The sequence below is a fragment of the Bdellovibrio sp. NC01 genome (genome assembly GCF_006874625.1).
In the GTDB taxonomy this organism is placed as follows: Bacteria; Bdellovibrionota; Bdellovibrionia; order Bdellovibrionales; family Bdellovibrionaceae; genus Bdellovibrio.
On sequence record NZ_CP030034.1, the window covers coordinates 1,582,170 to 1,605,485 of the forward strand.

Consider the following 23,316-nt stretch of genomic DNA (forward strand, 5'->3'; position numbering starts at 1 on the left):
ACCGATAAGTTAGTCATGAATCTTCTTGCACGTCTCTTGTTCATAATGACTCTGTTCGGATCGCTGTTAGCCGCAGCAGCTCCGCAAAGTTTGACTTATCAAGGCCGTATTCTAAAAAGTGACGGCAGTCCTCTTGAAAGCAACAGCGTTTCATTTCAATTTCAAATTTTAGATCCCGCAGGTTTGTGCACGATTTATCGCGAGCAAGTGAACGGCATCGACATGAGCAACTCAAAAGGCGTGTTTGATGTGCCAATCGGCAGCGGCTCAGTGTCGTGGCCAACATCAGGTACGTTCTACATCTTAAGCGCCTTCAATAATGCGACACCTCTTTCGTGCGAGGGAGGAACTTCAACATACACGCCACTGGCAACAGATGGACGTGTGTTGCGTGTGCAATTTCACGACGGTTCAGGTTGGAAATTAATTACTCCGGATTCAATCATTCGCTCGGTTCCATTTTCGGGCTTTGCAGGATCTGCGGCGAAGCTTGGGAATAACGTTGCCTCTGATTTCGTTTTGAAGACTTCCTTAACCGCATGCTCTGCGGGCGAGTTCGTTACTTTTGATGGAACGAACTTCGCGTGTTCGCCAGTCAGTGGTGCAAGTGGTGGGACTGTCACGAATGTGACTTCAGCAAATTCCTATATTACGATTGCAAATGGATCTTCAACTCCAGCGATTACTTTGAATGTTGGTACGACGGCAAATACTGTGGCTGCGGGGAATGACTCGCGCATCGTCGGCGCTTTGCAATCAGGTTCTGCCGCTGGTGGAGATCTTTCGGGGACTTTGCCTAATCCAACTGTCGCAAAGATTCAAGGCACTAGCGTCAGTGCGGTCGCGCCAACGACAGCAGGTCAGACCTTGCGTTATAGTGGGTCACAATGGGTAGCTGATGTTTTAGCAATTGGTGATATCACTGGATTGTCTGCGAATTTATCAGCGAAACTAGCAACCTCGTCTTTTAACACGATGGTTGCGAGTGCGAACTGTACCCAAAGTCAAACGTTGTATTGGAATTCCGTTTCTGGAAACTTCTTATGTCAGGCTATCAACGTCGGTCTTGCGGGAGATGTCACAGGTTCTATTGGTGCTGCGAAAGTCGTAGCTTTGCAGAACCAACCAGTGGACACGACAGTTCCGACAGCGAATCAGGTTTTGCAGTGGAATGGTTCGAAATGGGTGCCGACGACTTTGCCTGCAGGCAATGCGGGAACGGTGACTTCTGTGACGGGATCAGCGCCGATTACGGTGACAAATACCACGACGACGCCAGCGATTTCGATCGCACAGGCGACTACGTCAACCAACGGTTATCTTTCTTCTGCGGATTGGAACACGTTTAATAACAAACAAGCTGCTGGAAATTATTTAACTAACAACGGTGGAACACCTTCGATCCAAACGGGAGTTGATGCGAGCAAGCCTGCTTCTCCGACAGCGGGTGCGATTTATTTCGCAACGGATACCAAAATTATTTATCAGTACAATTCGGGCGCCTGGGTTGCGATTGCTTCTGCGACGGGATCTGGTGGCACGATCACAGGTGTGACTGCGGGCACAGGATTATCTGGTGGCGGCACAACGGGTGCCGTGACATTGAATCTTGCAAATACGGCAGTGACAGCTGGCTCTTATACTCATCCTGCGATTACGATCGATGCGCAAGGCCGTATCACTTCGGCCGCTAATGGAACTGTTAATCTTTCAACGGACACAACAGGCACGTTGCCAGTGAATAAGGGCGGCACAGGGCAAACGTCATTTACTGACGGTCAACTTTTGATTGGCAATTCGTCTGGCAATACATTGTCGAAAGCAAACCTTACGGCCGGCACAGGCATCAGTATTACCAATGGCAACGGTTCTATATCTATTGCCACCACAGGGGCTGCACCAACAGGTTCAGCGAGTGGTGATTTGTCAGGCTCTTATCCGGGACCGACGGTCGCAAAAATTCAAGGTGTGGCTGTGTCTGCAACATCGCCGTCGTCGGGCGGACAAGTCCTTCGCTATGACGGTACAAGTTCTTACGTGCCAAAATTCTTAAGCTTGGGTGATATTCGTTCGAGTATCACACAAGCTTCAGCTGCATTTCCCGCAACAAGTTGTACGGCGGCACAAACACTAACGTGGGTTTCAATCACTGATACGCTTTCATGTACAAGTATCACGGGTCTTGATACGGCCTCAATCACGTCTGGCACCTTGGCAGCCGCACGTATGCCAGCGTTAACAGGTGATGTGACAACATCCGCTGGATCAACAGCAACGACGATCGCAAACGGCGCAGTTACTGCGGCGAAATTGGATTCAGCAATCGGTGTGTGGTCGGTTTCTGGTAGCAATGTATATCGTCCCATTACAAATGGCAGTGTGTGGGTGGGTAGTAGTGCAGCTCTCACAAATATTTATAATCCATATACGGGTCTTTATAATTTCACGCCACGCTTATCGACGTCAGGTGTGAGTTCTGATGCAGCATCAACTGCAAGTGTTTCCTACCAAAGCAATATCGCTGGCGCGAATTTGATTTTGGCTCACGCGCGCGGAGATGTTTCAAACGCGCAAACTTCTTTAGCATCGGGTGATGAGTTAGGAACCGTGTATTTCCAAGGAAGCGACGGCACAAACTTTTTGCCGGGCGCCCGCATTCGCGCTTTGGTTGAAAGCGCTCCATCAACAGGAGATTTACCGACCTATATGAGTTTCTTCACTCGTGGCTCAGGTGCTGGCAATATCGCAGAACGAATGCGCATCTCGGCAGCGGGAAATGTCGGTATTAATACGACTGCACCGAACAGTTTGTTGCACGTAAACGGTGGAGCCAACTTCCAAGCTACTGGTGCTGCAAGCAATGGTGGAGTCATCATTCAATCAAATGGTACGACCCCTTATCAAGGCGGTCTGTATCTAACGAACAACTCTAACTTTGCGTCAGGGACCGCTGGAGCTTACGCGTATAAAATATCAGCCGCTTACACGGGCTCGACGCAGGCGCAAGCGATTATGCAGTTGGGACTTGTTGATGCAGCGGCACCGAATACTTTCTTGAGTAACGAGCTGACAATTCAAAATGGGAAAATCGGGATTAATAACACGGCTCCGTTGTGGCCGGTCTCGATCAACATGAATAATACCTCGGCGGGTGCAACCGGTTTAGCAATACAAGCTTATGAAAACGGCACAGGCGGAGTCGGAAATGCAGTGCGCTTATTCACAGCACGCGGTACTGCAAGCGTTTCAACGGCGGTTCAGAACGGTGATAACATAGGAATGTTCAATGCCAGCGGTTATTGGACGGGAAAAGCCAATAACTTTTTTGAAAACAATGATTCTCGCGCGGGTATGGCGATTGCTGCGACAGAAAACTGGAGTAGTGCAACCAACAACGGTACGGCGATTTTCTTTTCTACAACCGCCAACGGAACGAATGCGACTACTGAGCGCATGCGCATCGATCAAAATGGTAAAATCGGTATCGGCACGTCGGCACCAGGATCGCAGTTGACTGTGAATGGAACAATTGAAAGCACAACCGGAGGCGTGAAGTTTCCAGATGGAACGACGCAAACCACAGCAGCCTTTACTCCGCTTGCATTTTTAGCGCACAGTTCGTCGCAAAGTATTCCTTCTAACTTCACGACGGTCGTGGTGAACCCAACTGTTTCGTACAATCGTGGAAATGCGTATAACGCCGCCACTGGATATTTCACGATTCCTGCTTCGGCTGCCGGAATGTACGTGTGTATGTGTCAGGCGGACTTCGAAGCAAATGGTGCAACGGCAGCTGCGCCGTTTGACATCTTCACGGGCTTTACGGGTACTGCACAAGGTGACTTGCCTGACATTGGAAATAGAATTGGTTGCAATCAAAACGTCTGTACCGTTTCAACGACGACGACATTCTATACGACGGGTGGAACGGTGGGCTGTACTGTCTATCAAAATTCAGGAGCTGCAAAAGTAGTGTCGGGCAGCCGTCGCACGCAGTTTAACTGCGCTCGCGTTAGCAATTAATGTTTCAATACGCTCATATATCGTTCCAAAGTCTAGTGCAGATGTTCCTGAAAATGGGTATGGCTTCCACACCTTTTTAACAGTCTCAAAATGAAATATTCACTATGGAATAGAAGTGTTAAGTCTGACGGTTTCCTCTATTCCTTCCTTACAAAAAAGCCGAAAATAATAGGACAGAGGTTCTAATGAATCGTTTCCTACGTTCCACCATTGTGATTGCAGCGACCTGCGCTTGGACGAATGCTCAAGCCGCAGCGTTAGGGGAAAACATCTCTTCCAATTCTTCACTGCAAGCAAAAGTCTCCGCGCAATCAACATCCAACATGAAGACGTCCTCAAAAACTTCTTCGTTAGGTGCGTCGTACACGGTTCGCGAAATCACTGAAGACGTGCGGGTGATCAAAGAATACGTAAACTCTTCTGGCGTTGTTTTCGCTGTTTCTTGGAGCGGGACGGGGTTGCCGGATTTAGCCGCGACCTTCGGCAGTTATTATGCGGCTTACAAAGAAAAGGTTGCTGCTAAAACGCCAAACCGCAATCGTCGTATTGCAACAGTTGAAACAGCAGATCTTGTATTTAGCAACATGACTGTCGGCGCTTCTATGAAGGGCATGGCCTATATCTCGAAACTTCTTCCAGCGGGTCTTGCACCAGAGGATCTTCAATGAGAATTATCTTTTTACTGACTTCTTTGATTTTTGCTCTGACGGCCTGTAGTGGTGGTGCTGGTGGTGGCGGTACTCAAAGTAACGTCGATGCTTTACCAAATGGCGCAGCGGTTTACGCTCCAACCATGAACGGGGTAAACGTGATCTCTGTCGATGTGTCTTGTGGCTATATGAACATGCCGTGCGTATCCGCGACTGTTTGTGAACCTGGGACGACACACTGTATCGTTGTCGATAAGTTATTGTTAGACACAGGCAGTAGTGGCCTGCGTGTCTTCGCTTCGAAGGTAAGCACACTGAATTTGACGAGTGTGATGAATGTCGGTGCTACGAAGCAATTGGCGAAAGTTACAAACTTCGCTGATGGCACCTGTCATTGGGGGCCCGTGAAGCTTGCAGACATTCAAATGGGTGGCGAGACGGCTTCAAATATTCCGATTCAATTGATCCAAGCCAATTACGCAACAGTTCCTTCAAGTTGTGCAGAAGCTGAGAGTGATCCGGTTGCAGCTCAGTATAATGGTATTCTTGGTGTGGGCGTTCGTGATCGTGACTGCGGAACTGATTGTGTCGCTTCTTCGAACAATAGTCTTTATTACGCATGTAACGCTGCTACTCAAGGAAGTGCATGCACAGGTTCTGTGGCTCCTTTGGCAAGTCAGGTTCGTAATCCCGTAGCGGGACTCGATACTCTGGGCGGTATTGATGACAGCAATGGGTCTGCTTTGATTCTTCCGGCAATTCCAGTGACGGGTGCTGTGTCTGCAAGTGGCTATTTAGTGTTCGGCATCAACACGCGCGCGAATAATCAGCCTTCAAATTCGTCGACCATGTTCATCACGGATAGCAACGGTTATATGAAAACGACCTATAACGGTTCAAGTTATACAGCGTTCATCGACAGTGGATCGAACGGGTTGTACTTCCCGCCGACAAGTTCGTCATTGCCGATCTGTTCAGGCACGGTGTTCTATTGTCCTGACGAGACGGTGCAGACTTCAGCGACAATGAAACCTTACTCGGGTTCAACTCCGTCAGTGTCTGTGCCGTTCAATGTGGTGAATACTTATGCTGCCTATTATAGCGACAATTACGCTTCTAACACGGGCGGCTATTTACGCATGAGTGGCACCTATGTGTTTGACTGGGGACTGCCGTTCTTCTTTGGTCGCACCGTCTATACGGGAATCTATGGGAAGAGCTCGACTGTGAACGGGACTTCGAACGCGACTCAGGCTTTCTACGCCTTCTAAGTATCTATAATCACATCACTTTTTGTATCGGATGAGGGTTTGGCCAAAGAATGTGGCTAAGCCCTTAAAAAGCTTGATTTTCCCGGTACTTCGACCTAAAACGATGAGTCCATAATTATAACTGGCTAGGGCATAACTAAGAGCTGTCCCCCTCGGGATAGACGCCTTATCGGGTAGAAGGTAAGTATTATGAAAATGCGCACACACTCTGGCGCTAAGAAACGCATGAAAGTTCTTTCAAGCGGTAAAATCAAAAAGAAAAGCACTCGCATGCGTCACTTGAACTCTCACATGAGCTCAAAGACTAAAAGACAACTAGGCAAAACATCATACGTTGAAGACGCAAACTTGCTTCAAGCGCGTCGTTGCTTGGTATTCTAATTTAACTCTCTCAAATATAGATAAGTCTGAGGTATAGAAAATGGCTCGTGTAAAAAGTGGTAAAACAAATCGTGCTCGTCACAAAAAAGTTCTAAAAAGAGCAAAAGGTTATTATGCAGCGGGTTCTCGCTCATACATCCACGCGGTTGAGAAAAATGACCGTGGTATGGCGTTCGCTTACCGCGATCGTAAAGCTAAAAAACGTGCATTCCGCACTTTGTGGAATCAACGTATCAATGCAGCTGCTCGTTTGAACGGTACAACATACTCTCGTTTGATCGGTGGTTTGATCAAAGCTGGTATCCAAGTAGACAGAAAAGTAATGGCTGACTTGGCTATCACTGATGCAGCGGGCTTCGCAGCTCTTTGCAAACACGCTTTGGCGTAATCAACCCAAAGCAATGGACGAATCAACAACCCAATTTGAAACAAGAAAGCGCGATCATATTCGCATCGCGCTGGATCCAAGGTCGCAGACTGAGGGACAAAATGGGTTGGATTCGATCCAAATGATTCATGAGGCTTTGCCTGATTTGAATTTTAAAGAGGTCGATATTTCGACCTCTTTCTTTTTTTCGAACACATCTCTGAAGCTTTCTTCTCCGATTTTTATCTCTTCCATGACAGCAGGACACGAACACGGTCGTTTCATCAACGAGGCATTGGCGCGTTTGAGTGATCGTCGTCAGATCTTGATGGGCGTGGGCTCGCAACGTCGTGAGTTGGATGATTCCAATGCTGCCCAAGAGTGGACGCAAGTGCGCAAACAAGCACCGAACGCGCGTTTATTGGGAAATATTGGAATCACACAACTGATTAAGACTCCGATTGATAAGATTCAAAAGCTTATCGAGGCCACAGAGGCGATCGCACTTTTTGTGCATTTGAACCCACTGCAGGAAGTTTTACAGCCCGAAGGAACTCCTTCTTTCAAAGATGGCCTTCATGCGATAGAAAATCTTGTGAAGTTCGCGGGCATTCCTGTGATCGTCAAAGAAGTGGGCTGCGGTTTTTCTACAGAAACTTTGAAGCGTCTGCAAAACGCAGGTGTTTTCGGGGTGGATGTGTCAGGTAAAGGCGGCACGCACTGGGGACGTGTGGAAGGTTATCGCTCTGAAGAAAGCCATATGCTTTATCAGATCGCGCAGACTTTCCAAAACTGGGGTATTAGCACAGTCGATTCTATGCGTAACGCCAAAGAAGCTCGCGTTTCTTACGAAGTGTGGGCTTCAGGTGGAGTTAGAACCGGCTTGGATGTCGGCAAACTGATCGCTCTGGGAGCGCAAAAGGTGGGGATTGCGAAACCTTTCCTTGAAGCCGCTCTGCAAGGTGATGAGGCACTAGAGAAATTGCTCGATAGACTTGAGGCCGAACTTAAGATCACAATGTTCTGTACTGGTTGTCGAACTCTGCAGGATCTGCAAACGAAGAAGGTGATTCTATGAAAAAACAACTTCAAGATGTTTTTAAAGGTTTCTCCAAACTTTCCCGTGAAGAAAGATTGAAAGCACTCCGTGAAGTGGGCGCTTTGCAAGACTCTGATATCGAATATCTTTCTAAGGGTGGTTTGCGCGATACATCTTTGGGTGAAAAGTTCATCGAAAACGTCATTGGTTACTTCCAAATGCCTTTGGGTGTTGCAACGAACTTCCGTATCGATGGCAAAGACTTTGTCATCCCGATGGCGGTTGAAGAAACTTCGATCGTTGCTGCCGTTTGTAAAAGTGCAAAATGGATCCGTGAATCAGGTTCAATCACAACGGAAGTTGTGGGCGCTGAAATCATCGGTCAAATTCAGTGTGCGAAAATCAAAAATTTCGCAGACTTTGAAAAACAAATTCTTTCTCAGAAAAACTACATGATCGAAATCTCAAACCGCGAAGTGGCTTTCGGCCTGGTTCGTCGCGGTGGTGGAGTTCGTGACATCCAAGTTCGCCGTGTGCCTCGTGGTGACGGCAGCGATATGGCTGTAGTGCACGTCTTGATGGACCCATGCGATGCAATGGGTGCAAACATCATGAATCAAGTGTGCGAATTCTTGAAAGAGCCGATCGAGCAATTCACTGGCGAAAAAGTGACGATGTGTATTCTTTCAAATCTTGTGGATACAAAAATCACAAGAGCGGTTGTGCACATCAAAGACATTGATGCTGAATTGGCTGAAAAAATTGAAGAAGCTTCTTTGTTCGCACAACAAGATCCTTATCGTGCGGCTACAAATAATAAAGGTGTTCTTAACGGTATCGATCCGGTGTTGGTGGCGACAGGTAATGACTGGCGCGCTGTCGAAGCGGGCATTCATGCTTACGCTTGCCGTGATGGTCAATATCGCTCGATCACTCGTTGGTACCGTGAAAATGGTGGCTTGACGGGCGTCTTCGAAGCGCCACTAGTTGTGGGCACTGTTGGTGGTGTGACGACTCTTCACCCAACAGCGATGTTGTGTATGAAGATGTTGGGCACGCAATCAGCCAACGAATTGTCGCGCGTGATTGCTGCTGTCGGCCTTGTGCAAAACTTGGGTGCTTTGAAAGCATTGACGACTGTGGGTATCATCGAAGGTCACATGAAACTTCACACGAAGAACCTGGCATTAGGTGCTGGTGCTGAAGAAAAAGAAATTCCTTTGGTGCAAAAGAAATTGGAAGAAATCTTGGCAATCCGTAAACGTATTTCTTTAAGCAATGCGATCGACGTCTTGAAAGAGCTTCGTTCTGGTTCTGGCCAAACAGTTTCTACAACGACTCATCATCATTCCTAGGGGTCTTCCTTGGCATTGGTGCTTTCTATTCCCGGCAAAACTTTTCTTTTAGGTGAGTACTTGGCTCTTCACGGAGGGCCAACTCTGGTTGCGTTGACTCATCCTAATTTCGAGTTGATCGTAAAAGAAAACGGCGCAGGTTTAGGCAGCATTCATCCGGATTCTCCTGCGGGAAAATTCGTGGCGGCTCATCAGGAATATTTTAATAAATTCGGTCTTGAATTCAAAGATCCTTACCAAGGTAAGGGCGGCTTCGGTGCATCGACGGCACAATTCTTAGGTGTGTATTCGTTGTGGCTTTATAAAGAAGCGCATCAACAAGACATGGAAAAACTTTTCGATTTCAAGCATCTGCTAGAGACATACAACAAGTATGCTTGGAATGGACAAGGCTTTCCACCCAGTGGAGCAGACCTTGTAGGACAACTGAAAGGCTCTTTAACTTTCTTTGAGAAAAAAAGAGGCTTCTTGTCGGTCGCAAGCTGGCCGTTCACGGATTTGGAATTTTATCTGATCCACACAGGTCATAAACTTGCGACGCACGAACATTTGCGTGCATTGAATGAGTTTGATTCTTCAGGTCTAGAGAAAAGTTTCGCGATGGCGAAGGAATCGTTTGAAACTCATCAAAGCGAATTGTTCGTTCAAGCGGTGAACCTTTATGCCATGAATCTTCAGGCGTTGGGTTTTACTTGCGATAATACTTTGAAGCTACTCAGTGAAATTCGTCCTTTGGCAGGTGTGAAAGCGGTGAAGGGCTGCGGAGCTTTAGGCTCTGACGTTCTATTAGCGGTGGTCGCAAAAGATCAATCGCTCGCTTTGAAAACTTACTGCCAGCAAAAGGGCCTGGTTATTGTTTCCTCTCACCAACAAATCTCTTCGGGTCTTCAGGTGAGTGTGAAGGAGAATGTATGAATTCAGTTTTAACTTCAGCACCGTCGAATATTGCTTTGATTAAGTACATGGGTAAGACCGATACGACGGGCAATAAACCGACGAACGGTTCGTTGTCGTATACACTTGAAAACTTGCGCACGTTTGTTCGTTTGACTGAAATTGAAGGGTCGCAAGATCAATGGAAACCCTTGGTGCGTGAAGACCTTGAAAAAATTGAATTGTCTGAAAAAGGGCAGCAGCGTTTTTTAAAACATTTAGCAATGTTGAAAAATCGTTGGGGCATCACAAAGTCTTTCTTGGTTGAATCGGGCAATAACTTTCCGTCGGACTGTGGTCTTGCAAGTTCGGCTTCAAGTTTTGCGGCTTTGACTTTAGCTGCCGCAGAAATGTTTCAGAAAATGAATCCACAGCCGTGGGGTGAAGATAAAAAAACTTTGTCTGAACTTTCGCGCATGGGTTCAGGCTCTTCATGTCGTTCTTTGTTTTCTCCGTGGGCATTGTGGCAGGCGGAGTATGCAGAACCCATGGGTCTTGAGGTCACGCACATGCACCACATCGTTGTGGTGGTTGAAGATTCAAAGAAAGAAGTTTCAAGTTCTGATGCGCATAAGCTTGTAACAACAAGCCCGCGCTTTGATGGCCGCCCTGAGCGTGCAGAGATCCGTTTAAAAGACCTGGTCCATGCTTTGCGCTTCAACGACTGGCACATGGCTCGTCAAATCGTGTGGGATGAATTCATCGATATGCATCGCTTGTTTGAAACAAGCACCCCGGCCTTTAGCTATATGACAGATGGTTCAAAGAAAGTTTTGGAAGATTGCCAAAAACTTTGGAACAAATGGCAAGACGGTCCGTTGGTGACAATGGATGCTGGTGCGAACGTGCACATGCTTTTCAGAAACGATCAAAAGAAATCTTTCGCTGAATATCGTGAACATTTCGGTAAAGACTTTAAAGTCTTGGCTTTTGAAGGTGTTAAAGAAAATGTCCACTAGTTTTTCATGCAAAGCATTCGGCAAATGGATTCTTGCAGGGGAACATTCTGTTCTTCGCGGAATTCCTGCGCTGGTATTTCCGATTCGCTCGCGTTTTTTAGAGCTTGATTATCAGGCGGGTCCACAAGCTTTGGAATTACATCTTGAAGGTGATCACGGCCAAGAGTTGCAATTACTAGTTTGGGGCGTTCTGGAAAAAGCCTGCGAGATGAAAAAGTTTTCGCGCAATGAATTGAAGGGTTCTCTTTCAATTAAATCTTCTTTACCTGTGGGCGCCGGTATGGGTGCTTCGGCAGCGTTGTGTGTGGCTTTGACTCGTTGGTTGGGATTTTTAGGTTATGTGGAAGAGTCTGAGTTCTATGAGTTCGCTCGTAACTTAGAAAATCTATTCCACGGCGAAAGCAGTGGTGTCGATATCGCGGTGGCCTTGTCGGGCACAGGTTTGCGTTTTGTTCGTGATGGCGAGCGCAAAGATTTGGAAACTCAGTGGAAACCACGTTGGTATATCTCTTATACCGGCAAACGCGGAGTCACTGTGGACGCTGTGAACAAAGTAAAAGAATTAATCGCAAAAGATCCAACACGCGGTCATCGCATTGATCAGGAAATGCGTGAAGCGGTCGAGCTTGCCCAAAAAGCTTTGCTGTGGAATTCACCTGAAGCCCAAGCGCAATTGATCGATGCCATCAATCAAGCCGGTCAATGTTTTGAACAGTGGGGACTTAACGAAGGCGCACCCGCGAAACATATTCAATGGCTGCGTGATAATGGCGCGATTGCCGTGAAACCAACGGGCTCGGGCGGTGGCGGTTATGTTCTATCATTATGGACTTCAGAGCCTTCGCCAGAAGTTCTTAAAGAACTGATTCCCTGTTAGTCGGAATCTTTCGAAAAAAACTAACTAAATTAAGATTAAGTATTTGAATTAAAAAGGGACCCAAAGGTCCCTTTTTAATTTTCAAAAGTTGAAAGCGAATTTAAGAAATATTGCGTAGGGCGGAGTGAACGTCTTGGCGATACAAGCGCCACAAAGGCGGTAAGCTTGCGATGGCAATAGCAATCAATGCTAATAAGCCTGTTACTAAGATCATCCATGGTGGCCATGTGCTTGCTGTCGCCGCCGGCAATTGTGAACCCGCGGTTGCAAGAATCACCGGACTCATAACGACATCAATCACTGCGGCAAGAACGATAGACGCAAGTCCCATCCAGAAGCCTTCAATTAATAATAAACCCGTCAAATCACGACGAGCCCATCCTAAGGCACGCAACACCGCTAACTCCAAAGAACGCGCTTCGATACGCGTAAAGAACACCGCAAGCACCGTCAAAGTACTTAAGACTAATAAGGCACCGACAACTAAGAATTGCAGCTCTTTGCTTGAACCCGTTAGTTCTTCCAAGTGTTTCTTTTCTTTATCGACGAAGACCAGTTGCGAAACAGTTCTTTGGTTGATCAAAGTTGCAAGCGAAGCTTCGCCGCCTTCTTTGATGTTAATCAAAAAATAACTTAAAATATGCGGGCCCCAGATTGTTTGATAGCCCGGAGTCGCCATCACGGCTTGTTGAGCCGTTTCAAGATTTGTATAGATACCTTGATCCCAGATTTTTCCAGTTGGCTTTAAAATACCGACAACTTTCACAGCAAAAGCAGAACTTTCTTGCGAAGAATCGTGAATACGCGCATGCACATAAAGCGAATCGCCCAATTTGAGATTTTCTTTTGCAGCAACCGCAGAACCAACGATTGTCTCTTTAACACCAGACGGAAATGCGCCTTCAGAAATTTGTGGAGCACTTGCAGAAGGCTGCAAATTTAAGAAACTTGCTTCGGTACCGATTAAGGTAAAGCCATTGTACTTTCCGAATATCAACATCGGAGCAATCTGTGTGATTACGAAAGACTCGCGGTAAGTCGTCTGGTCTTCAAAAGAAATATCTTTTTTAGCCTTCAACGTTTCATAAAGATTTTGCGGAACATAAGCGGGGATATCGCCTTCAAAATTCAAAGCGCCTAATAAAATATCAATGCCGCCTGATTTTGCGCCCACGATCACATCACTTTGTTCTGCCAAAGTATTAAAGCGCGAGTGCGAGAGGATTTCTAACTTTAAAAGAATTGTCACCGCGGCAATGGCCAGGGCCAAGGCAAAGACCGTGATTGAAGTCGCAAACAGATGACGACGCAAATACAAGAATGAAAGACGGAATGAATTCATCTTAGCAACTCCTGTACAGGCACGATGTCAGTAAAAAACTTTTCAATGCGGTGGTCATGACTGACCATAACCAGACTTTGCTCGCGCAAATCGCCGATTAATAAGTTCATCACGTGCTCGGCATTTTTATCATCTAAGCTGGATGTGGGTTCATCGGCTAAAATTAATTCAGGCTTTTGCGCTAAAACGCGGGCCACGGCGACACGCTGTTGTTCGCCCAGGCTTAATTGCTGAGTGCGGCGTGAGGTTTTCTCGGCCAAACCGACTTTACCCAGCAACTCATGCGCGACTTCGCGACTGGCGCCGCTCAGTTCGATATTTTCAGTCGCGGTTAGGTAGCTTAGTAAGTTCAAATTTTGAAAGACCAAACCCATCTTTGTTCTACGAATGTGACTGAGTTCACTTTCAGATAAGCTCTTAATGGATTTCTGATCCCACTGAATGTCACCCGCGGTAGGAGTATATAAACCCGCTAAGAGATGAAGGAAAGTCGTCTTACCAGTACCACTTGGACCTTTGATCAACAGACGTTTTCCTGGGGAAAGGCTAAAGTTCGAGACTTTAAAATAGGGTGTTTCGATGCCTTGAAGTTGCAGTTCCATGAACAAATGTTATTCTTTTAATGGTGAATCAAGCAAGCAAATCTCAATTTCAAGTGAACTGGTGCAAAGACGAATCAAGTCTGCGCGAAGTTCTTAAGCTGCGAAAGCTCTGCTTTCCTGCAATTAAAGAGTATTTAAGCGATGCTGATCTGCTTGCCCATCACTTGGTTATCAGAAACGATGAGCAGCAAATTATCGGAGCCTACCGCGTCACACTTTCCACGCAAACAGAACGCTTCGAAACTGAAGATGATTTCCTGATTGAAGAATTCAAGAAGAAGCCAGGAATCAAAGTTGAACTTGCCTGGGCCTGCGTGCATCCAGATTATCGCGATGGCCGAGTCATTCACTTGCTATGGCGTGCGCTCAGTGAATTCTTTAAGGAACATCAAGTGCGATACGTTTTTGGATTAGCGAGTGTCACAACCGAAGGTTCCGAACAAGTTCTAGATATCATGAGCTATCTGAAGAACGAAAACTACGTTATCGCACAGAATTCAATCACAGCTCGTCATGGGTATTTTTCTGAAAATGCCGTTGTGTTAGAGCGGGCCCATACGCAACCGTTACGCAGACGATTGTTGCCCAGTTTATTAAGGGCGTACCTGATGGCGGGGGCTCTGGTATGTTTGCAACCCGTGTTCGATGCAGATTTAGATTGTTACGACTTTATGACCGTTTTAGATGTCGACAGTGCGGCACCTGCCGTCGCAACTCATTTCAATTTCAAATAGGAATCGCGCACTGATTTTGGAAAGTGTTCGATGGAATAACGTAAAGCTGTGCGTGGGAGTTTTGTTGCATTTGCATTTAAAAACTTCTTAAGAACTGCGACATCACGTTTTCCCACTTCGCGCAACATCCAGCCGCAAGCTTTGTGAATCAGGTCGTGCTTATCGCTCATCAAAAGTTTTACGATCTTCAAGGTGTCCTTGAAATCATTATTACGAATGAAAGTGAAGGTTGAAATAATCGCAATACGTCGCTGCCACAGATTTTTTGAAGCAGCATACTTATAAAGAATCGCACGATCGCGATTTAGTAAATAATTGCCAACAATATTCGGAGCGGAAGAGTCGACCAGATCCCAGTTGTTGACCCGCTTTGAGTTCTTCAAAAAGAATTTATAGATGCGCGTGTGAACTTTTGAATCGTCCGTGCTTTCGTATTGTAAAACCAAAATGAGCAGCGCAATCAAACGCTCTTCATGAATTTCGGAATTCATCAAGATTTGCAGATCAGTGAAGGATAGATCTTTGTACTTGCGACTGAGCGCGCGGGACTGTCCTACTGTCAGGCCGTAAAAGATATCGCCTTCAGCGTATTGCCCTTTGCCAGTTTTAAAAAAGCCTTGTAGGAACGCAGCTTTTTTCGGTGATCTTTGCTTTAAAACGTCATTTTGCAATTCCATAAGACACAGATCCTTAACAAAGAGTGTGTATAAGCAGCGCTAAATGAGAAGAACTAATTTTTGACAGAGTTCGCGTAAGAAAAAAGCGCAATTGATGCTGCCACAGTCGCATTCAAAGATTCCACTCCATGAGTCGGAACGGACAGGCGTTGCAAGCCTTTGATACCGCTAAAGCCGGGGCCTTCTTCGCCGATCACTAGTTGCAAGTTTTTAGGCCAATTGAATTTTGCGACATTTTCGCCCTTCATGTCCAAAGCCCAAAGGCCTTCATGAGAAGACACATACTCTGCAAATTTTCCGATTTTAAACATCGGAAGTTTCAGCATCGCTCCGGCTGACGCTTTGATTGCTTTGGGATGGTAGGGGGAAACGCTTTCTTCCGTCAGGATCAGTTTACTTACACCAAATGCTAAAGCTGAACGCGCCAGTGCCCCCAGATTGCCTGGATCACCCAATGGGCAAACAAGTTCTAAACCTTGAACTTTGTGATCATTCGGCAAGGCAGGCAGAGCTTTCGGCTCAAGAACCAACAAGTTGTAATGAGTTCCCACCACATCCAACTCATTAAACATCGCTTTCGGAAGTTTGAATACGGGGATGCGACCAAACTGTGCCACCGAAGACGTTGGCGTCAGCGAGCGCAAGTCTTCGTGAATGATTTCAGCTTTTACTTTGAAGTTGGGATTTGCCAAGAATTCTTCGATCAGCTTTTCACCCATCAAAATGAATTCATTGTGTTTTTTGATTCCGCGAGCAGACGATAGATCACTCCAACGACGAAAGTGTTCGTTACTTTTTGAAGTGATCTCTGTCATGACTATTTTCCTTTTTCGCGTTTATACAGCTTAAGATCGTAATAGCCATTTCCGCCTGCGGCAATACGCAATTTTGTGCCGTCTTTATCTTTGAAGATCATGATTTTTTGGCTGCGATTTTCATCGACCAAAATTTCACCGATCAAAGCATTTTGATCCGGAGCTAACCATCCATCCACTTTGTGATTGCGAATCGCATTCGATTGAATGTGGATAGCAGCAAGGCCGCGACCGTTGGCGTTCAATTCAATTTGTAAGAACCAGATCGTATTGTGCGAGTATGCAACCCATTCGCCTGGAAGGGTTTCAATATCTAACGGCGCAGTCGAAATGCTCAGAGGCCATGGCGGAGTAATGGGACCACCAGGATGCGCCAATGATCCGGCTGTGAAGAATAGGCTCAAGATGATTAAGAAGAAGTGTTTCATACTTTTTCCTCTCGTGTTTTCAATTGGATTTGAGTTTGCGCATTCAAATAGTAACCTTGACGGTCGCGTAGGATGTATTTTGGACTTTCCGAGTTCGGTTCCATCAATAGACGCAGTCTTTTAATAGAAACGTAGATCAAATTGTCGTGGATATCTGGATCATAAGCTTGCTTCCAGATATTTTCGATCAAGTCTTCTTTGCTGTAGCGAGTTCCCGGATTTTTTAAGAACAAGACGGCAAGTTCCAGCAAGATATGCTGATTGCGGAAATCGATGTAACCTTTTTCACGCTCTTTCAGAACATTTTGTTCTTCGTCTAAAACGAAGTCAAAATTGCTTTGGGTTTTAACCAGATTTTTCGCGCAGAAATCAGAAATCTGACGATACAAACGCGGGTGACGTTGAGCGCTGACAGCCTTCAACGCAAGCTCGGCGTAAAGCTGGAAAAGATCCTGACGTTTTTGCGCCAAAAGTACGCGAGAAATTTGCACAAGCACCGTTGGCAATGCGAATTGATGACCGTGATGTTGCGCTTTTTCATAAGCCTGCCATGCAAGATCATGAGCGCGATCCAGGTGCCCACGATCCATGGCGAAGAAGGAGCGATACATCAATGAGTTTATAGACAGATCGAAAAGGCCCAGCTCGGCAATTAAAATATCTAACTTATCAAGATACTCTATCGCTTTGCTGATATTGCGTTGAGGTTCCCAGCTGTACCAGAAAGCCCCCAAAGCGAGGGAGCGTGCGAAGTATTCAAGATTCTGTGTCGCTGCTGCCGTATCAATAGCTTCGTGCAATTTTACTGCGGTTTCCGCAGATTCCCCACGTAACATCGAATAGTGTGCAAGCAGGCATTTTACGACGGCGCTTAAGGGGCCTTGGGTGTCTTTGTCGAATTGTTGAAGGCAAGCTAGTTGCGATTCAAACTCAAACATGCTGTCGAGTTCAAAACCTGATTGCAGAAGTAAACGACACGCCTCTAGCCACTCGGGGAAATTCTTGCTTTCAAGGGTTTCTTTAGCGGCTTTGCGCGCAGAAATAGACGCCTCTTGGAAATGACCTTTTTGGTATTCCAATTGAGTGATTCGAATAAGAGGATTCTGCGTCTGTTTCATCAAGGGGGCTAGAGATAGCCCCGTGAGGTAGGTGAGTCAATTCTTAAAATAACTTACAAAAAACTTTTAATGAGCAGTTATTTGTACTGAGACCAGCGACGTTTTTCATCGCTAGAAAGTTCATCCATCAGAAGCTCTTCGCCTTCATCGTCTTCTGGTAATGGCATGTGTTTGATCTTTTCATACACGACCAAGCGGCGCTCGTGAGGAGTTTCCGGCAACGTGTAAGGAATATTATCGACCAGTTTGTAGTACTCGCCCCAAGTTTTTTTGGCCATTTCGATTTCAGGATCAACCCCAGGGCCTTTCATGAAATACACACGGCCACCAATGTTCAAGCAACTGATCACGTTACCTAAAGTATTGCCGATATCCTCGACCGCGCGAGTGATCACACCATTCACAGGATAAACGAAATGCTTATTGATATTGCGACCGATGATGTCCAAATTTTTAAGCTTCATTTCTTGGCGCACGTGTTTCAAAAACTCCACACGACGTTGCACGCCCTCGCCCAAAAGAATCTGTTCGTTCGGGAACATGATCTTAAGAGGAATGCCAGGAAATCCTGGGCCCGTTCCGACGTCGATCAATGGAAATTTCAAATCCGTGTATTTCAAGATGATGATGCTGTCGATGAAGTGCTTGATCGCGATATCACGAAGCTTCAACAGGCGAGTGAAATTCTCTTTTTCCTGATTCAGCATCAACAAACGGTAAAAATGCGCAAGATTTAGGCGTTGTTCGTGGCTCACCATATCGAAGCGGTGATTGCGGAAAACATCGGCAATACGATCGTTGGCTTCGTGCAACTCATAGATCGTTTCAGGTTTTTTATGACGTCCCTGATTGGAATTCGCCTGAGCCGGGGCTTTGCCGTCTTTTTGACGTGCTTCTTGGCGAGCCTTATAGGGACTGTAGTTTTTTGTGTTCTTGTGAGCCATGGACGGAGGAAGATAGGGTTCCAGGACCCAAAGTTCAAGCCTTTTTTGCACTGTGTGAAAAAGCTCAAGTCCTTGAAAAGCCTTTATTTTCAAGCCATTATGGACGCCTATGTCATTACTGAAACTAGATTCCATCAAAGACAGCGCCTTAGCAGCTTTTAAAGCGGCTCCGAGCTCTAAAGAACTTTACGATTTGAAAGTTCAATATCTTGGTAAAAACGGCTCCCTTACAGAAATCATGAAAGAGATGGCTTCATTGCCGAAAGAGGAAAAACCTCTGTTTGGTAAAAAGGTCAACGAAGTGAAGCAGCTTCTTGAAACTGCTTACACAGAGGCTGAAGAGCATCTTAAAAAGGGAGAGATCTCTGCGAAGATGGCAGCGGAAGAAATCGATCTGACGTTGCCGGGTTTGACTCGCAACAAAGGCACGCAACATCCGGTGAACATGGTTGTTGAAGAGATCTTCACGGTGATGTCGCGTCTTGGATATTCTGTTCGTACGGGTCCACTCATCGAGAAGGACTACTACAACTTTGAAGCGTTGAATATTCCAGCCGATCATCCGGCGCGTGACATGCAAGATACTTTCTTCATTGATAAGTCGCATGTTCTTCGTACGCACACATCACCAATTCAAATTCACTCTTTGGAAACTGAGGAGTTGCCACTTCGTGTGATCGGTACGGGGCCTGTGTTCCGTTGTGACTCGGATATTTCGCATTTGCCGAACTTCCACCAGATTGAAGCTTTGTGTGTCGATGAAAAAGTTTCGATGGCGGATTTGAAGGGAACCATCAGTTTCTTCGTGCGCGAATATTTTGGCCCAGGTTTGAAAACACGTTTCCGTCCAAGCTTCTTCCCATTTACAGAGCCTTCTGCGGAAGTGGATTGCTCATGCCCAATTTGTAAAGGCAAAGGCTGCAGTCTTTGTAAGCAATCGGGTTGGATTGAAATCGGCGGTTGCGGTCTTGTGAATCCGAAAGTGTTCCAAGCAGCGAAAATCGAATATCCAAAATATCAAGGTTTCGCATTCGGCTTCGGTGTTGAGCGTATGGCTATCATCAAGTACGGCATCGAAGACATTCGTTTATTCCCTGAAAATGACGTTCGTTTCTTAAGGCAGTTTGTAAAATGAAGATCAGTCTAAAATGGCTCCAAGATTATGTTGATGTGACAGAGTACTTCCAAAAGCCAGAAGTACTTGCGGAAGCATTGACTCGCGCAGGACTTGAGGTTGAAGAAATCACAAATCGTGCGAAAGATTTCAATCACGTCGTGATTGGTCACATTCTAGAAAAAGACAAACATCCAAACGCAGACAAACTTTCTCTTTGTCGTGTTTCAACGGGTGACGTTGTTCATCAAATCGTCTGTGGCGCGCAAAATCACAAAGCGGGTGACCGTGTGATCGTGGCCTTGCCAGGCGCGGTTTTGCCGGGCAATTTTGCGATCAAAAAATCAGCAGTTCGTGGCGTTGATTCAGCAGGGATGTTGTGCTCTTTGAAAGAGTTGGGTCTTGCTAAAGAATCTGACGGTATCGCGATTCTTCCTGCGGATGCCCCAGTGGGTATGTCTTATGCGCAGTACGGTGGTTATGACGATATCACTTTCGAATTGAAGGTGACTCCGAACCGTGCGGATTGCTTAAGCCACTTTGGTTTGGCTCGTGAAGTTGCGACTTTAACTGGTAAAGAGTTGAAAGCTCCTTCTTCTGAAGTGAAAACTTCTTCGCAATCAACAAAATCAGCGATCGCTCTTGATGTGAAGGCTTTTGATTTGTGTCCTCGTTATACAGGTCGCTACATCAAAGGCGTTAAAGTCGGTGCTTCGCCTGAATGGTTGAAGAAACGTATTGAAAGCGTTGGTTTGAATTCTATCAATAACATCGTCGACGTGACTAACTACGTGATGATGGAATTGGGTCAGCCTCTTCATGCTTTCGATGCTAATTTTATTGGTGGTAAAAAAATCATCGTGGATCGCGCGGTTGCTGGTGAATCATTCATCACTTTGGATGGCACTGAAATCAAATTGACTGGCGAAGAGCTTACGATTCGTGATGCTTCTCATCCAGTGTGTTTGGCGGGTGTTGTGGGTGGTAAAAACTCTGGCGTGACTGATGGCACGACAGAAGTTTTTTTGGAGGCTGCTTACTTCATTCCAATGAGTGCGCGTAAAACTTCACGTACTCACGGTATCGATACAGATTCTGCTTACCGCTTTTCTCGCGGTGTCGATCCAGACGGAGCTTTGCGTGCGTTGAATCGTGCTGCGGCTTTGATTTTGGAAGTTGCTGGTGGCGAAGCGTTTGCTGATCACCATGATTTCTATCCAAATCCAGTGAAGAAATCTCCAGTCACTATTTCTGTGCAAACAGTTTCTGATCGTTTGGGTTACCAAGCGGAAGAAGCGAAGTTTGTTGATTTCATGAAACGCTTGGGTTGTCAGATTACGGCGGCAGCCGGCAGTGCTGGAGCGACGGCAGGCGCGCAAGCTGGAGCAACTTATACAATTCTTCCGCCAACGTTCCGTTTCGACCTTGAACAAGACATGGACTTGGTTGAAGAGTACGCGCGTTTGAATGGTTACGAACACATTCCTGAAACATTGCCGGTGTTCGTGAAGTCTCCATCAAACCACGACAAAGCTTTCATGTTGAATCGTTCAACATCTGAAATCGTTCGTGCGGAAGGTTTCCAACAAGCGTTCAACTTTGCCTTCGTGGGCTCGAAAGCTGAAAAGGCTTTCTTGGGTTCGTCAGCAGCGTTGAAAGCGGCGGGCTTTGCCGTGAGTGATAAAGAAATTCGCATCATGAATCCTCTGAATGAGGAAATGGACGTGATGAGATCTTCTTTGAGTTTTGGTCTTTTCAGAAATTTGAACACGAATTTCCATTACGGCAACATGTTTGGCCGTTTGTTTGAAATTGGTTCGACGTTCTCTGTAAAAGAAGACGGTGGCTACAATGAAAGCTCGCACATTGGTTTTGCATTGTGGGGTAAAAACGAAAATCTTTGGAATAAGTCTTTGGACTATCCATTGGTATTTGAGTTGAAGGCGACTGTTGAAACGCTTTTGAAAACTTTGAATATCTCTTCGTATACGTGGGTCTCTGCTAAAGATTCTAGCGAAGTGCCAGCGTTCATCCATCATGGGCAGTATGCGCAGTTGTTGGTTGAAGGCAAAAAAGTAGGCTTTATCGGAACTCTTCATCCGGTTCTTTTGGATGATAATAAGATCCGTGTGCCTGCGGCGGTGGGTGAGTTTGACTTGGATCAGCTTTATAAAGGCCAACCACGTCCTTACCGTATCCAAAGTGTTTCGAAGTTCCCGATCGTAGAGCGCGACTTTGCTTTCGTGATGCCGAAGACTTTGAAAGTCGGCGACGTTTTGAAAGACATCCGTAAAGCTGCGGCTGGTTTGCTTGTGAATGTTGACGTTTTTGACTTGTACGAAGGCGAAAAAATGGAAGCTGGGAAAAAATCCGTAGCGATCCGTTTGTGGCTTCAAGACAAAAATGCCACGCTGCAAGAAGCGCAGATCAACGAGGTAACTACGAAGGTACTTGAATCTCTCAAAAAGAATTTTGATCTTTCTGTGAGATAAATTCTTGATTGTTTTCAAATGCTTGCTAGGCTTAAGTTAAGTAGGCATTTTCCGGCGGAAGCCGGCAGAGCTGAAGCGCCGAACAACTCCTGCAAAGCAGGAGTACAAATAGGCGCGCAAGCTGAAGCAAGTAATTAAAGTGAAGGATCACTATGGCTGGCCAAAACTTAGGTAAATCAACTGTGACGAAGGCCGATATCGTCGAGAACGTGTATCAAAAGATCGGTTTCTCGAAGAAAGAAGCATCAGAGTTGGTTGAACTCTGCTTTGATACCTTGAAGACTGTTTTGCAAAACGGTGAAAAGGTTAAGATTTCTGGTTTTGGTAACTTCGTCGTTCGTGGCAAAAACGAACGTATCGGACGTAACCCACAAACTGGCGAACAAATCAAAATTTCTGCACGTCGTGTTCTCACTTTCAGACCGTCTCAAGTATTGAAGGCGATGCTGAATGGTGAAGAGTACGCTCACCTCAAGGATGATGACGATGACGACGACGATGACTACGGTGATGATGAATAATCCGATGACTGACTTGGATGAAACAGTTCAAGAAGTTGTTGAAGAGCAAATGAGTTTTGATAACACAGAACTTAATTTGGGCGATCAACATCTTGAATTCGTTGAAGAGACTTCTGAAGGCTCTACGGCAAACGCGAACGACATCGTTCCTGTTTCTATTCCAGCGATGCTTTGTGATGACAAACTTCTGGAGGAGATCAAAGCGATTCCAGATAAAATGGGTTTTAAAATTGGTGATGTTGCAGAAATTCTGGGCATCAAACAATACGTTCTTCGCTACTGGGAAACTGAGTTCGAAGTTCTAAAGCCTAAAAAAGCTTCTAACAACCAACGTATGTACACTCGTAAAGACGTGGAAAACGCGCTGTTGATCAGAAAGCTTTTGCACCGCGACCGCTTCTCTATCGAAGGCGCTCGCAACGCAATGAAAGAACTGAAAGCTCATGTCCGTAAAGAAAAAGACATGACTCAAGTTTACACTAAGATCGATCACTTGAATGAAGCGGTTGATGAACTCGTTATGGATATCCGCCGCGTTCGTCAGATGTTCTTGTAGTTTGTGGGTCCTCGGTAGTGCGGGGATTTGCTGGAGAGGCAGAGCTTTCTTTTTGCTTCTTCGGCACGGCTTCCTGCCTCGTCGCTTCGACGCCTTTGGCGTCGAGGGCCATCCAGGC

The 23,316-nt window shown here is 46.0% G+C and carries 22 protein-coding genes; 15 read left to right on the forward strand and 7 right to left on the reverse strand.

The genetic code is table 11. The features are described 5' to 3' along the window. Positions 1 to 45: 45 nt before the first annotated feature. The 10 genes from DOE51_RS07560 to DOE51_RS07605 all read left to right on the forward strand — a co-directional run bounded on the left by DOE51_RS07560 (position 46) and on the right by DOE51_RS07605 (position 11,855). Positions 46 to 4,023, forward strand: a complete 3,978-nt coding sequence (locus DOE51_RS07560) for a hypothetical protein (RefSeq protein WP_142695936.1) — start codon at positions 46 to 48, stop codon at positions 4,021 to 4,023. Between the two features lie 185 nt (positions 4,024 to 4,208). Continuing rightward, positions 4,209 to 4,691, forward strand: coding sequence for a DUF2844 domain-containing protein (locus DOE51_RS07565; RefSeq protein ID WP_142695937.1), 483 nt, complete (start codon positions 4,209 to 4,211; stop codon positions 4,689 to 4,691). Beyond that, a complete protein-coding gene (locus tag DOE51_RS07570) occupies positions 4,688 to 5,944 on the forward strand; it encodes a DUF3443 family protein (protein ID WP_142695938.1) in 1,257 nt (418 codons plus the stop codon). Before DOE51_RS07565 ends, DOE51_RS07570 begins: the two co-directional genes overlap by 4 nt. 189 nt (positions 5,945 to 6,133) lie before the next feature. Further along, positions 6,134 to 6,325, forward strand: coding sequence for a 50S ribosomal protein L35 (gene rpmI / locus DOE51_RS07575; protein WP_142695939.1), 192 nt, complete (start codon positions 6,134 to 6,136; stop codon positions 6,323 to 6,325). Positions 6,326 to 6,365: 40 nt separating this feature from the next. Next, positions 6,366 to 6,713, forward strand: a complete 348-nt coding sequence (rplT, locus tag DOE51_RS07580; protein ID WP_142695940.1) for a 50S ribosomal protein L20 — start codon at positions 6,366 to 6,368, stop codon at positions 6,711 to 6,713. A gap of 13 nt (positions 6,714 to 6,726) precedes the next feature. Then, positions 6,727 to 7,770: a type 2 isopentenyl-diphosphate Delta-isomerase gene (gene fni, locus DOE51_RS07585; RefSeq protein WP_142695941.1), complete on the forward strand. Its 1,044-nt coding sequence runs from the start codon at positions 6,727 to 6,729 to the stop codon at positions 7,768 to 7,770. Beyond that, the gene (locus DOE51_RS07590) at positions 7,767 to 9,086 is read left to right on the forward strand and encodes a hydroxymethylglutaryl-CoA reductase, degradative (RefSeq protein ID WP_142695942.1); all 1,320 of its coding nucleotides are present in this window, start codon (positions 7,767 to 7,769) and stop codon (positions 9,084 to 9,086) included. The genes fni and DOE51_RS07590 overlap by 4 nt, the downstream gene beginning before the upstream one ends. Before the next feature lie 18 nt (positions 9,087 to 9,104). Continuing rightward, positions 9,105 to 10,001, forward strand: a complete 897-nt coding sequence (locus DOE51_RS07595) for a hypothetical protein (protein WP_246845533.1) — start codon at positions 9,105 to 9,107, stop codon at positions 9,999 to 10,001. Beyond that, positions 9,998 to 10,978, forward strand: coding sequence for a diphosphomevalonate decarboxylase (gene mvaD, locus DOE51_RS07600; RefSeq protein ID WP_142695944.1), 981 nt, complete (start codon positions 9,998 to 10,000; stop codon positions 10,976 to 10,978). Before DOE51_RS07595 ends, mvaD begins: the two co-directional genes overlap by 4 nt. Further along, positions 10,968 to 11,855, forward strand: coding sequence for a mevalonate kinase (locus tag DOE51_RS07605; RefSeq protein WP_142695945.1), 888 nt, complete (start codon positions 10,968 to 10,970; stop codon positions 11,853 to 11,855). Before mvaD ends, DOE51_RS07605 begins: the two co-directional genes overlap by 11 nt. Before the next feature lie 100 nt (positions 11,856 to 11,955). Here DOE51_RS07605 and DOE51_RS07610 read toward each other — a convergent pair whose 3' ends face one another. Beyond that, complete coding sequence (locus DOE51_RS07610; RefSeq protein ID WP_142695946.1) at positions 11,956 to 13,197, reverse strand: ABC transporter permease; 1,242 nt, start codon at positions 13,195 to 13,197, stop codon at positions 11,956 to 11,958. Next, complete coding sequence (locus tag DOE51_RS07615; protein ID WP_142695947.1) at positions 13,194 to 13,799, reverse strand: ATP-binding cassette domain-containing protein; 606 nt, start codon at positions 13,797 to 13,799, stop codon at positions 13,194 to 13,196. The genes DOE51_RS07610 and DOE51_RS07615 overlap by 4 nt, the downstream gene beginning before the upstream one ends. Positions 13,800 to 13,819: 20 nt before the next feature. Between DOE51_RS07615 and DOE51_RS07620 the strand changes: the two genes are divergently transcribed. Beyond that, positions 13,820 to 14,533: a GNAT family N-acetyltransferase gene (locus tag DOE51_RS07620; RefSeq protein WP_142695948.1), complete on the forward strand. Its 714-nt coding sequence runs from the start codon at positions 13,820 to 13,822 to the stop codon at positions 14,531 to 14,533. Here DOE51_RS07620 and DOE51_RS07625 read toward each other — a convergent pair. The 5 genes from DOE51_RS07625 to rsmG form a co-directional block, all read right to left on the reverse strand. Continuing rightward, complete coding sequence (locus DOE51_RS07625; protein ID WP_142695949.1) at positions 14,515 to 15,210, reverse strand: DNA alkylation repair protein; 696 nt, start codon at positions 15,208 to 15,210, stop codon at positions 14,515 to 14,517. The two genes, DOE51_RS07620 and DOE51_RS07625, sit on opposite strands and share 19 nt — an antisense overlap. A 53-nt stretch (positions 15,211 to 15,263) precedes the next feature. Beyond that, the gene (locus DOE51_RS07630; RefSeq protein ID WP_142695950.1) at positions 15,264 to 16,025 is read right to left on the reverse strand and encodes an RNA methyltransferase; all 762 of its coding nucleotides are present in this window, start codon (positions 16,023 to 16,025) and stop codon (positions 15,264 to 15,266) included. Between the two features lie 2 nt (positions 16,026 to 16,027). Beyond that, positions 16,028 to 16,453: a hypothetical protein gene (locus DOE51_RS07635; protein WP_142695951.1), complete on the reverse strand. Its 426-nt coding sequence runs from the start codon at positions 16,451 to 16,453 to the stop codon at positions 16,028 to 16,030. Continuing rightward, positions 16,450 to 17,571, reverse strand: a complete 1,122-nt coding sequence (locus DOE51_RS07640; protein ID WP_142695952.1) for a helix-turn-helix domain-containing protein — start codon at positions 17,569 to 17,571, stop codon at positions 16,450 to 16,452. The genes DOE51_RS07635 and DOE51_RS07640 overlap by 4 nt, the downstream gene beginning before the upstream one ends. 77 nt (positions 17,572 to 17,648) lie before the next feature. Beyond that, positions 17,649 to 18,515, reverse strand: coding sequence for a 16S rRNA (guanine(527)-N(7))-methyltransferase RsmG (gene rsmG, locus DOE51_RS07645; RefSeq protein ID WP_142695953.1), 867 nt, complete (start codon positions 18,513 to 18,515; stop codon positions 17,649 to 17,651). A 109-nt stretch (positions 18,516 to 18,624) separates the two neighbouring features. On the opposite strand from rsmG, the gene pheS reads away from it, so the two are divergent. From pheS to DOE51_RS07665, 4 genes are all read left to right on the forward strand, one after another. Further along, positions 18,625 to 19,650, forward strand: a complete 1,026-nt coding sequence (gene pheS, locus DOE51_RS07650; protein WP_142695954.1) for a phenylalanine--tRNA ligase subunit alpha — start codon at positions 18,625 to 18,627, stop codon at positions 19,648 to 19,650. Beyond that, a complete protein-coding gene (gene pheT / locus DOE51_RS07655; protein WP_142695955.1) occupies positions 19,647 to 22,121 on the forward strand; it encodes a phenylalanine--tRNA ligase subunit beta in 2,475 nt (824 codons plus the stop codon). The genes pheS and pheT overlap by 4 nt, the downstream gene beginning before the upstream one ends. A gap of 182 nt (positions 22,122 to 22,303) precedes the next feature. Continuing rightward, the gene (locus DOE51_RS07660; RefSeq protein ID WP_142698220.1) at positions 22,304 to 22,642 is read left to right on the forward strand and encodes an integration host factor subunit alpha; all 339 of its coding nucleotides are present in this window, start codon (positions 22,304 to 22,306) and stop codon (positions 22,640 to 22,642) included. Next, a complete protein-coding gene (locus DOE51_RS07665) occupies positions 22,608 to 23,198 on the forward strand; it encodes a MerR family transcriptional regulator (RefSeq protein ID WP_246845481.1) in 591 nt (196 codons plus the stop codon). Before DOE51_RS07660 ends, DOE51_RS07665 begins: the two co-directional genes overlap by 35 nt. The last annotated feature ends 118 nt before the right edge of the window (positions 23,199 to 23,316 follow it).

What these genes read in the sequence shown, in the direction of transcription:
- DOE51_RS07665 (WP_246845481.1), top strand. Translation starts at nt 22,608, where the DNA reads ATGACGACGACGATGACTACGGTGATGATGAATAATCCGATGACTGAC.
- rsmG (WP_142695953.1), bottom strand. Translation starts at nt 18,515, where the DNA reads ATGGCTCACAAGAACACAAAAAACTACAGTCCCTATAAGGCTCGCCAA.
- rpmI (WP_142695939.1), top strand. Translation starts at nt 6,134, where the DNA reads ATGAAAATGCGCACACACTCTGGCGCTAAGAAACGCATGAAAGTTCTT.
- fni (WP_142695941.1), top strand. Translation starts at nt 6,727, where the DNA reads ATGGACGAATCAACAACCCAATTTGAAACAAGAAAGCGCGATCATATT.
- rplT (WP_142695940.1), top strand. Translation starts at nt 6,366, where the DNA reads ATGGCTCGTGTAAAAAGTGGTAAAACAAATCGTGCTCGTCACAAAAAA.
- DOE51_RS07565 (WP_142695937.1), top strand. Translation starts at nt 4,209, where the DNA reads ATGAATCGTTTCCTACGTTCCACCATTGTGATTGCAGCGACCTGCGCT.
- DOE51_RS07640 (WP_142695952.1), bottom strand. Translation starts at nt 17,571, where the DNA reads ATGAAACAGACGCAGAATCCTCTTATTCGAATCACTCAATTGGAATAC.
- DOE51_RS07605 (WP_142695945.1), top strand. Translation starts at nt 10,968, where the DNA reads ATGTCCACTAGTTTTTCATGCAAAGCATTCGGCAAATGGATTCTTGCA.
- DOE51_RS07560 (WP_142695936.1), top strand. Translation starts at nt 46, where the DNA reads ATGACTCTGTTCGGATCGCTGTTAGCCGCAGCAGCTCCGCAAAGTTTG.
- DOE51_RS07610 (WP_142695946.1), bottom strand. Translation starts at nt 13,197, where the DNA reads ATGAATTCATTCCGTCTTTCATTCTTGTATTTGCGTCGTCATCTGTTT.
- DOE51_RS07570 (WP_142695938.1), top strand. Translation starts at nt 4,688, where the DNA reads ATGAGAATTATCTTTTTACTGACTTCTTTGATTTTTGCTCTGACGGCC.
- DOE51_RS07630 (WP_142695950.1), bottom strand. Translation starts at nt 16,025, where the DNA reads ATGACAGAGATCACTTCAAAAAGTAACGAACACTTTCGTCGTTGGAGT.
- pheT (WP_142695955.1), top strand. Translation starts at nt 19,647, where the DNA reads ATGAAGATCAGTCTAAAATGGCTCCAAGATTATGTTGATGTGACAGAG.
- DOE51_RS07590 (WP_142695942.1), top strand. Translation starts at nt 7,767, where the DNA reads ATGAAAAAACAACTTCAAGATGTTTTTAAAGGTTTCTCCAAACTTTCC.
- DOE51_RS07635 (WP_142695951.1), bottom strand. Translation starts at nt 16,453, where the DNA reads ATGAAACACTTCTTCTTAATCATCTTGAGCCTATTCTTCACAGCCGGA.
- mvaD (WP_142695944.1), top strand. Translation starts at nt 9,998, where the DNA reads ATGAATTCAGTTTTAACTTCAGCACCGTCGAATATTGCTTTGATTAAG.
- DOE51_RS07625 (WP_142695949.1), bottom strand. Translation starts at nt 15,210, where the DNA reads ATGGAATTGCAAAATGACGTTTTAAAGCAAAGATCACCGAAAAAAGCT.
- DOE51_RS07615 (WP_142695947.1), bottom strand. Translation starts at nt 13,799, where the DNA reads ATGGAACTGCAACTTCAAGGCATCGAAACACCCTATTTTAAAGTCTCG.
- pheS (WP_142695954.1), top strand. Translation starts at nt 18,625, where the DNA reads ATGTCATTACTGAAACTAGATTCCATCAAAGACAGCGCCTTAGCAGCT.
- DOE51_RS07620 (WP_142695948.1), top strand. Translation starts at nt 13,820, where the DNA reads ATGGTGAATCAAGCAAGCAAATCTCAATTTCAAGTGAACTGGTGCAAA.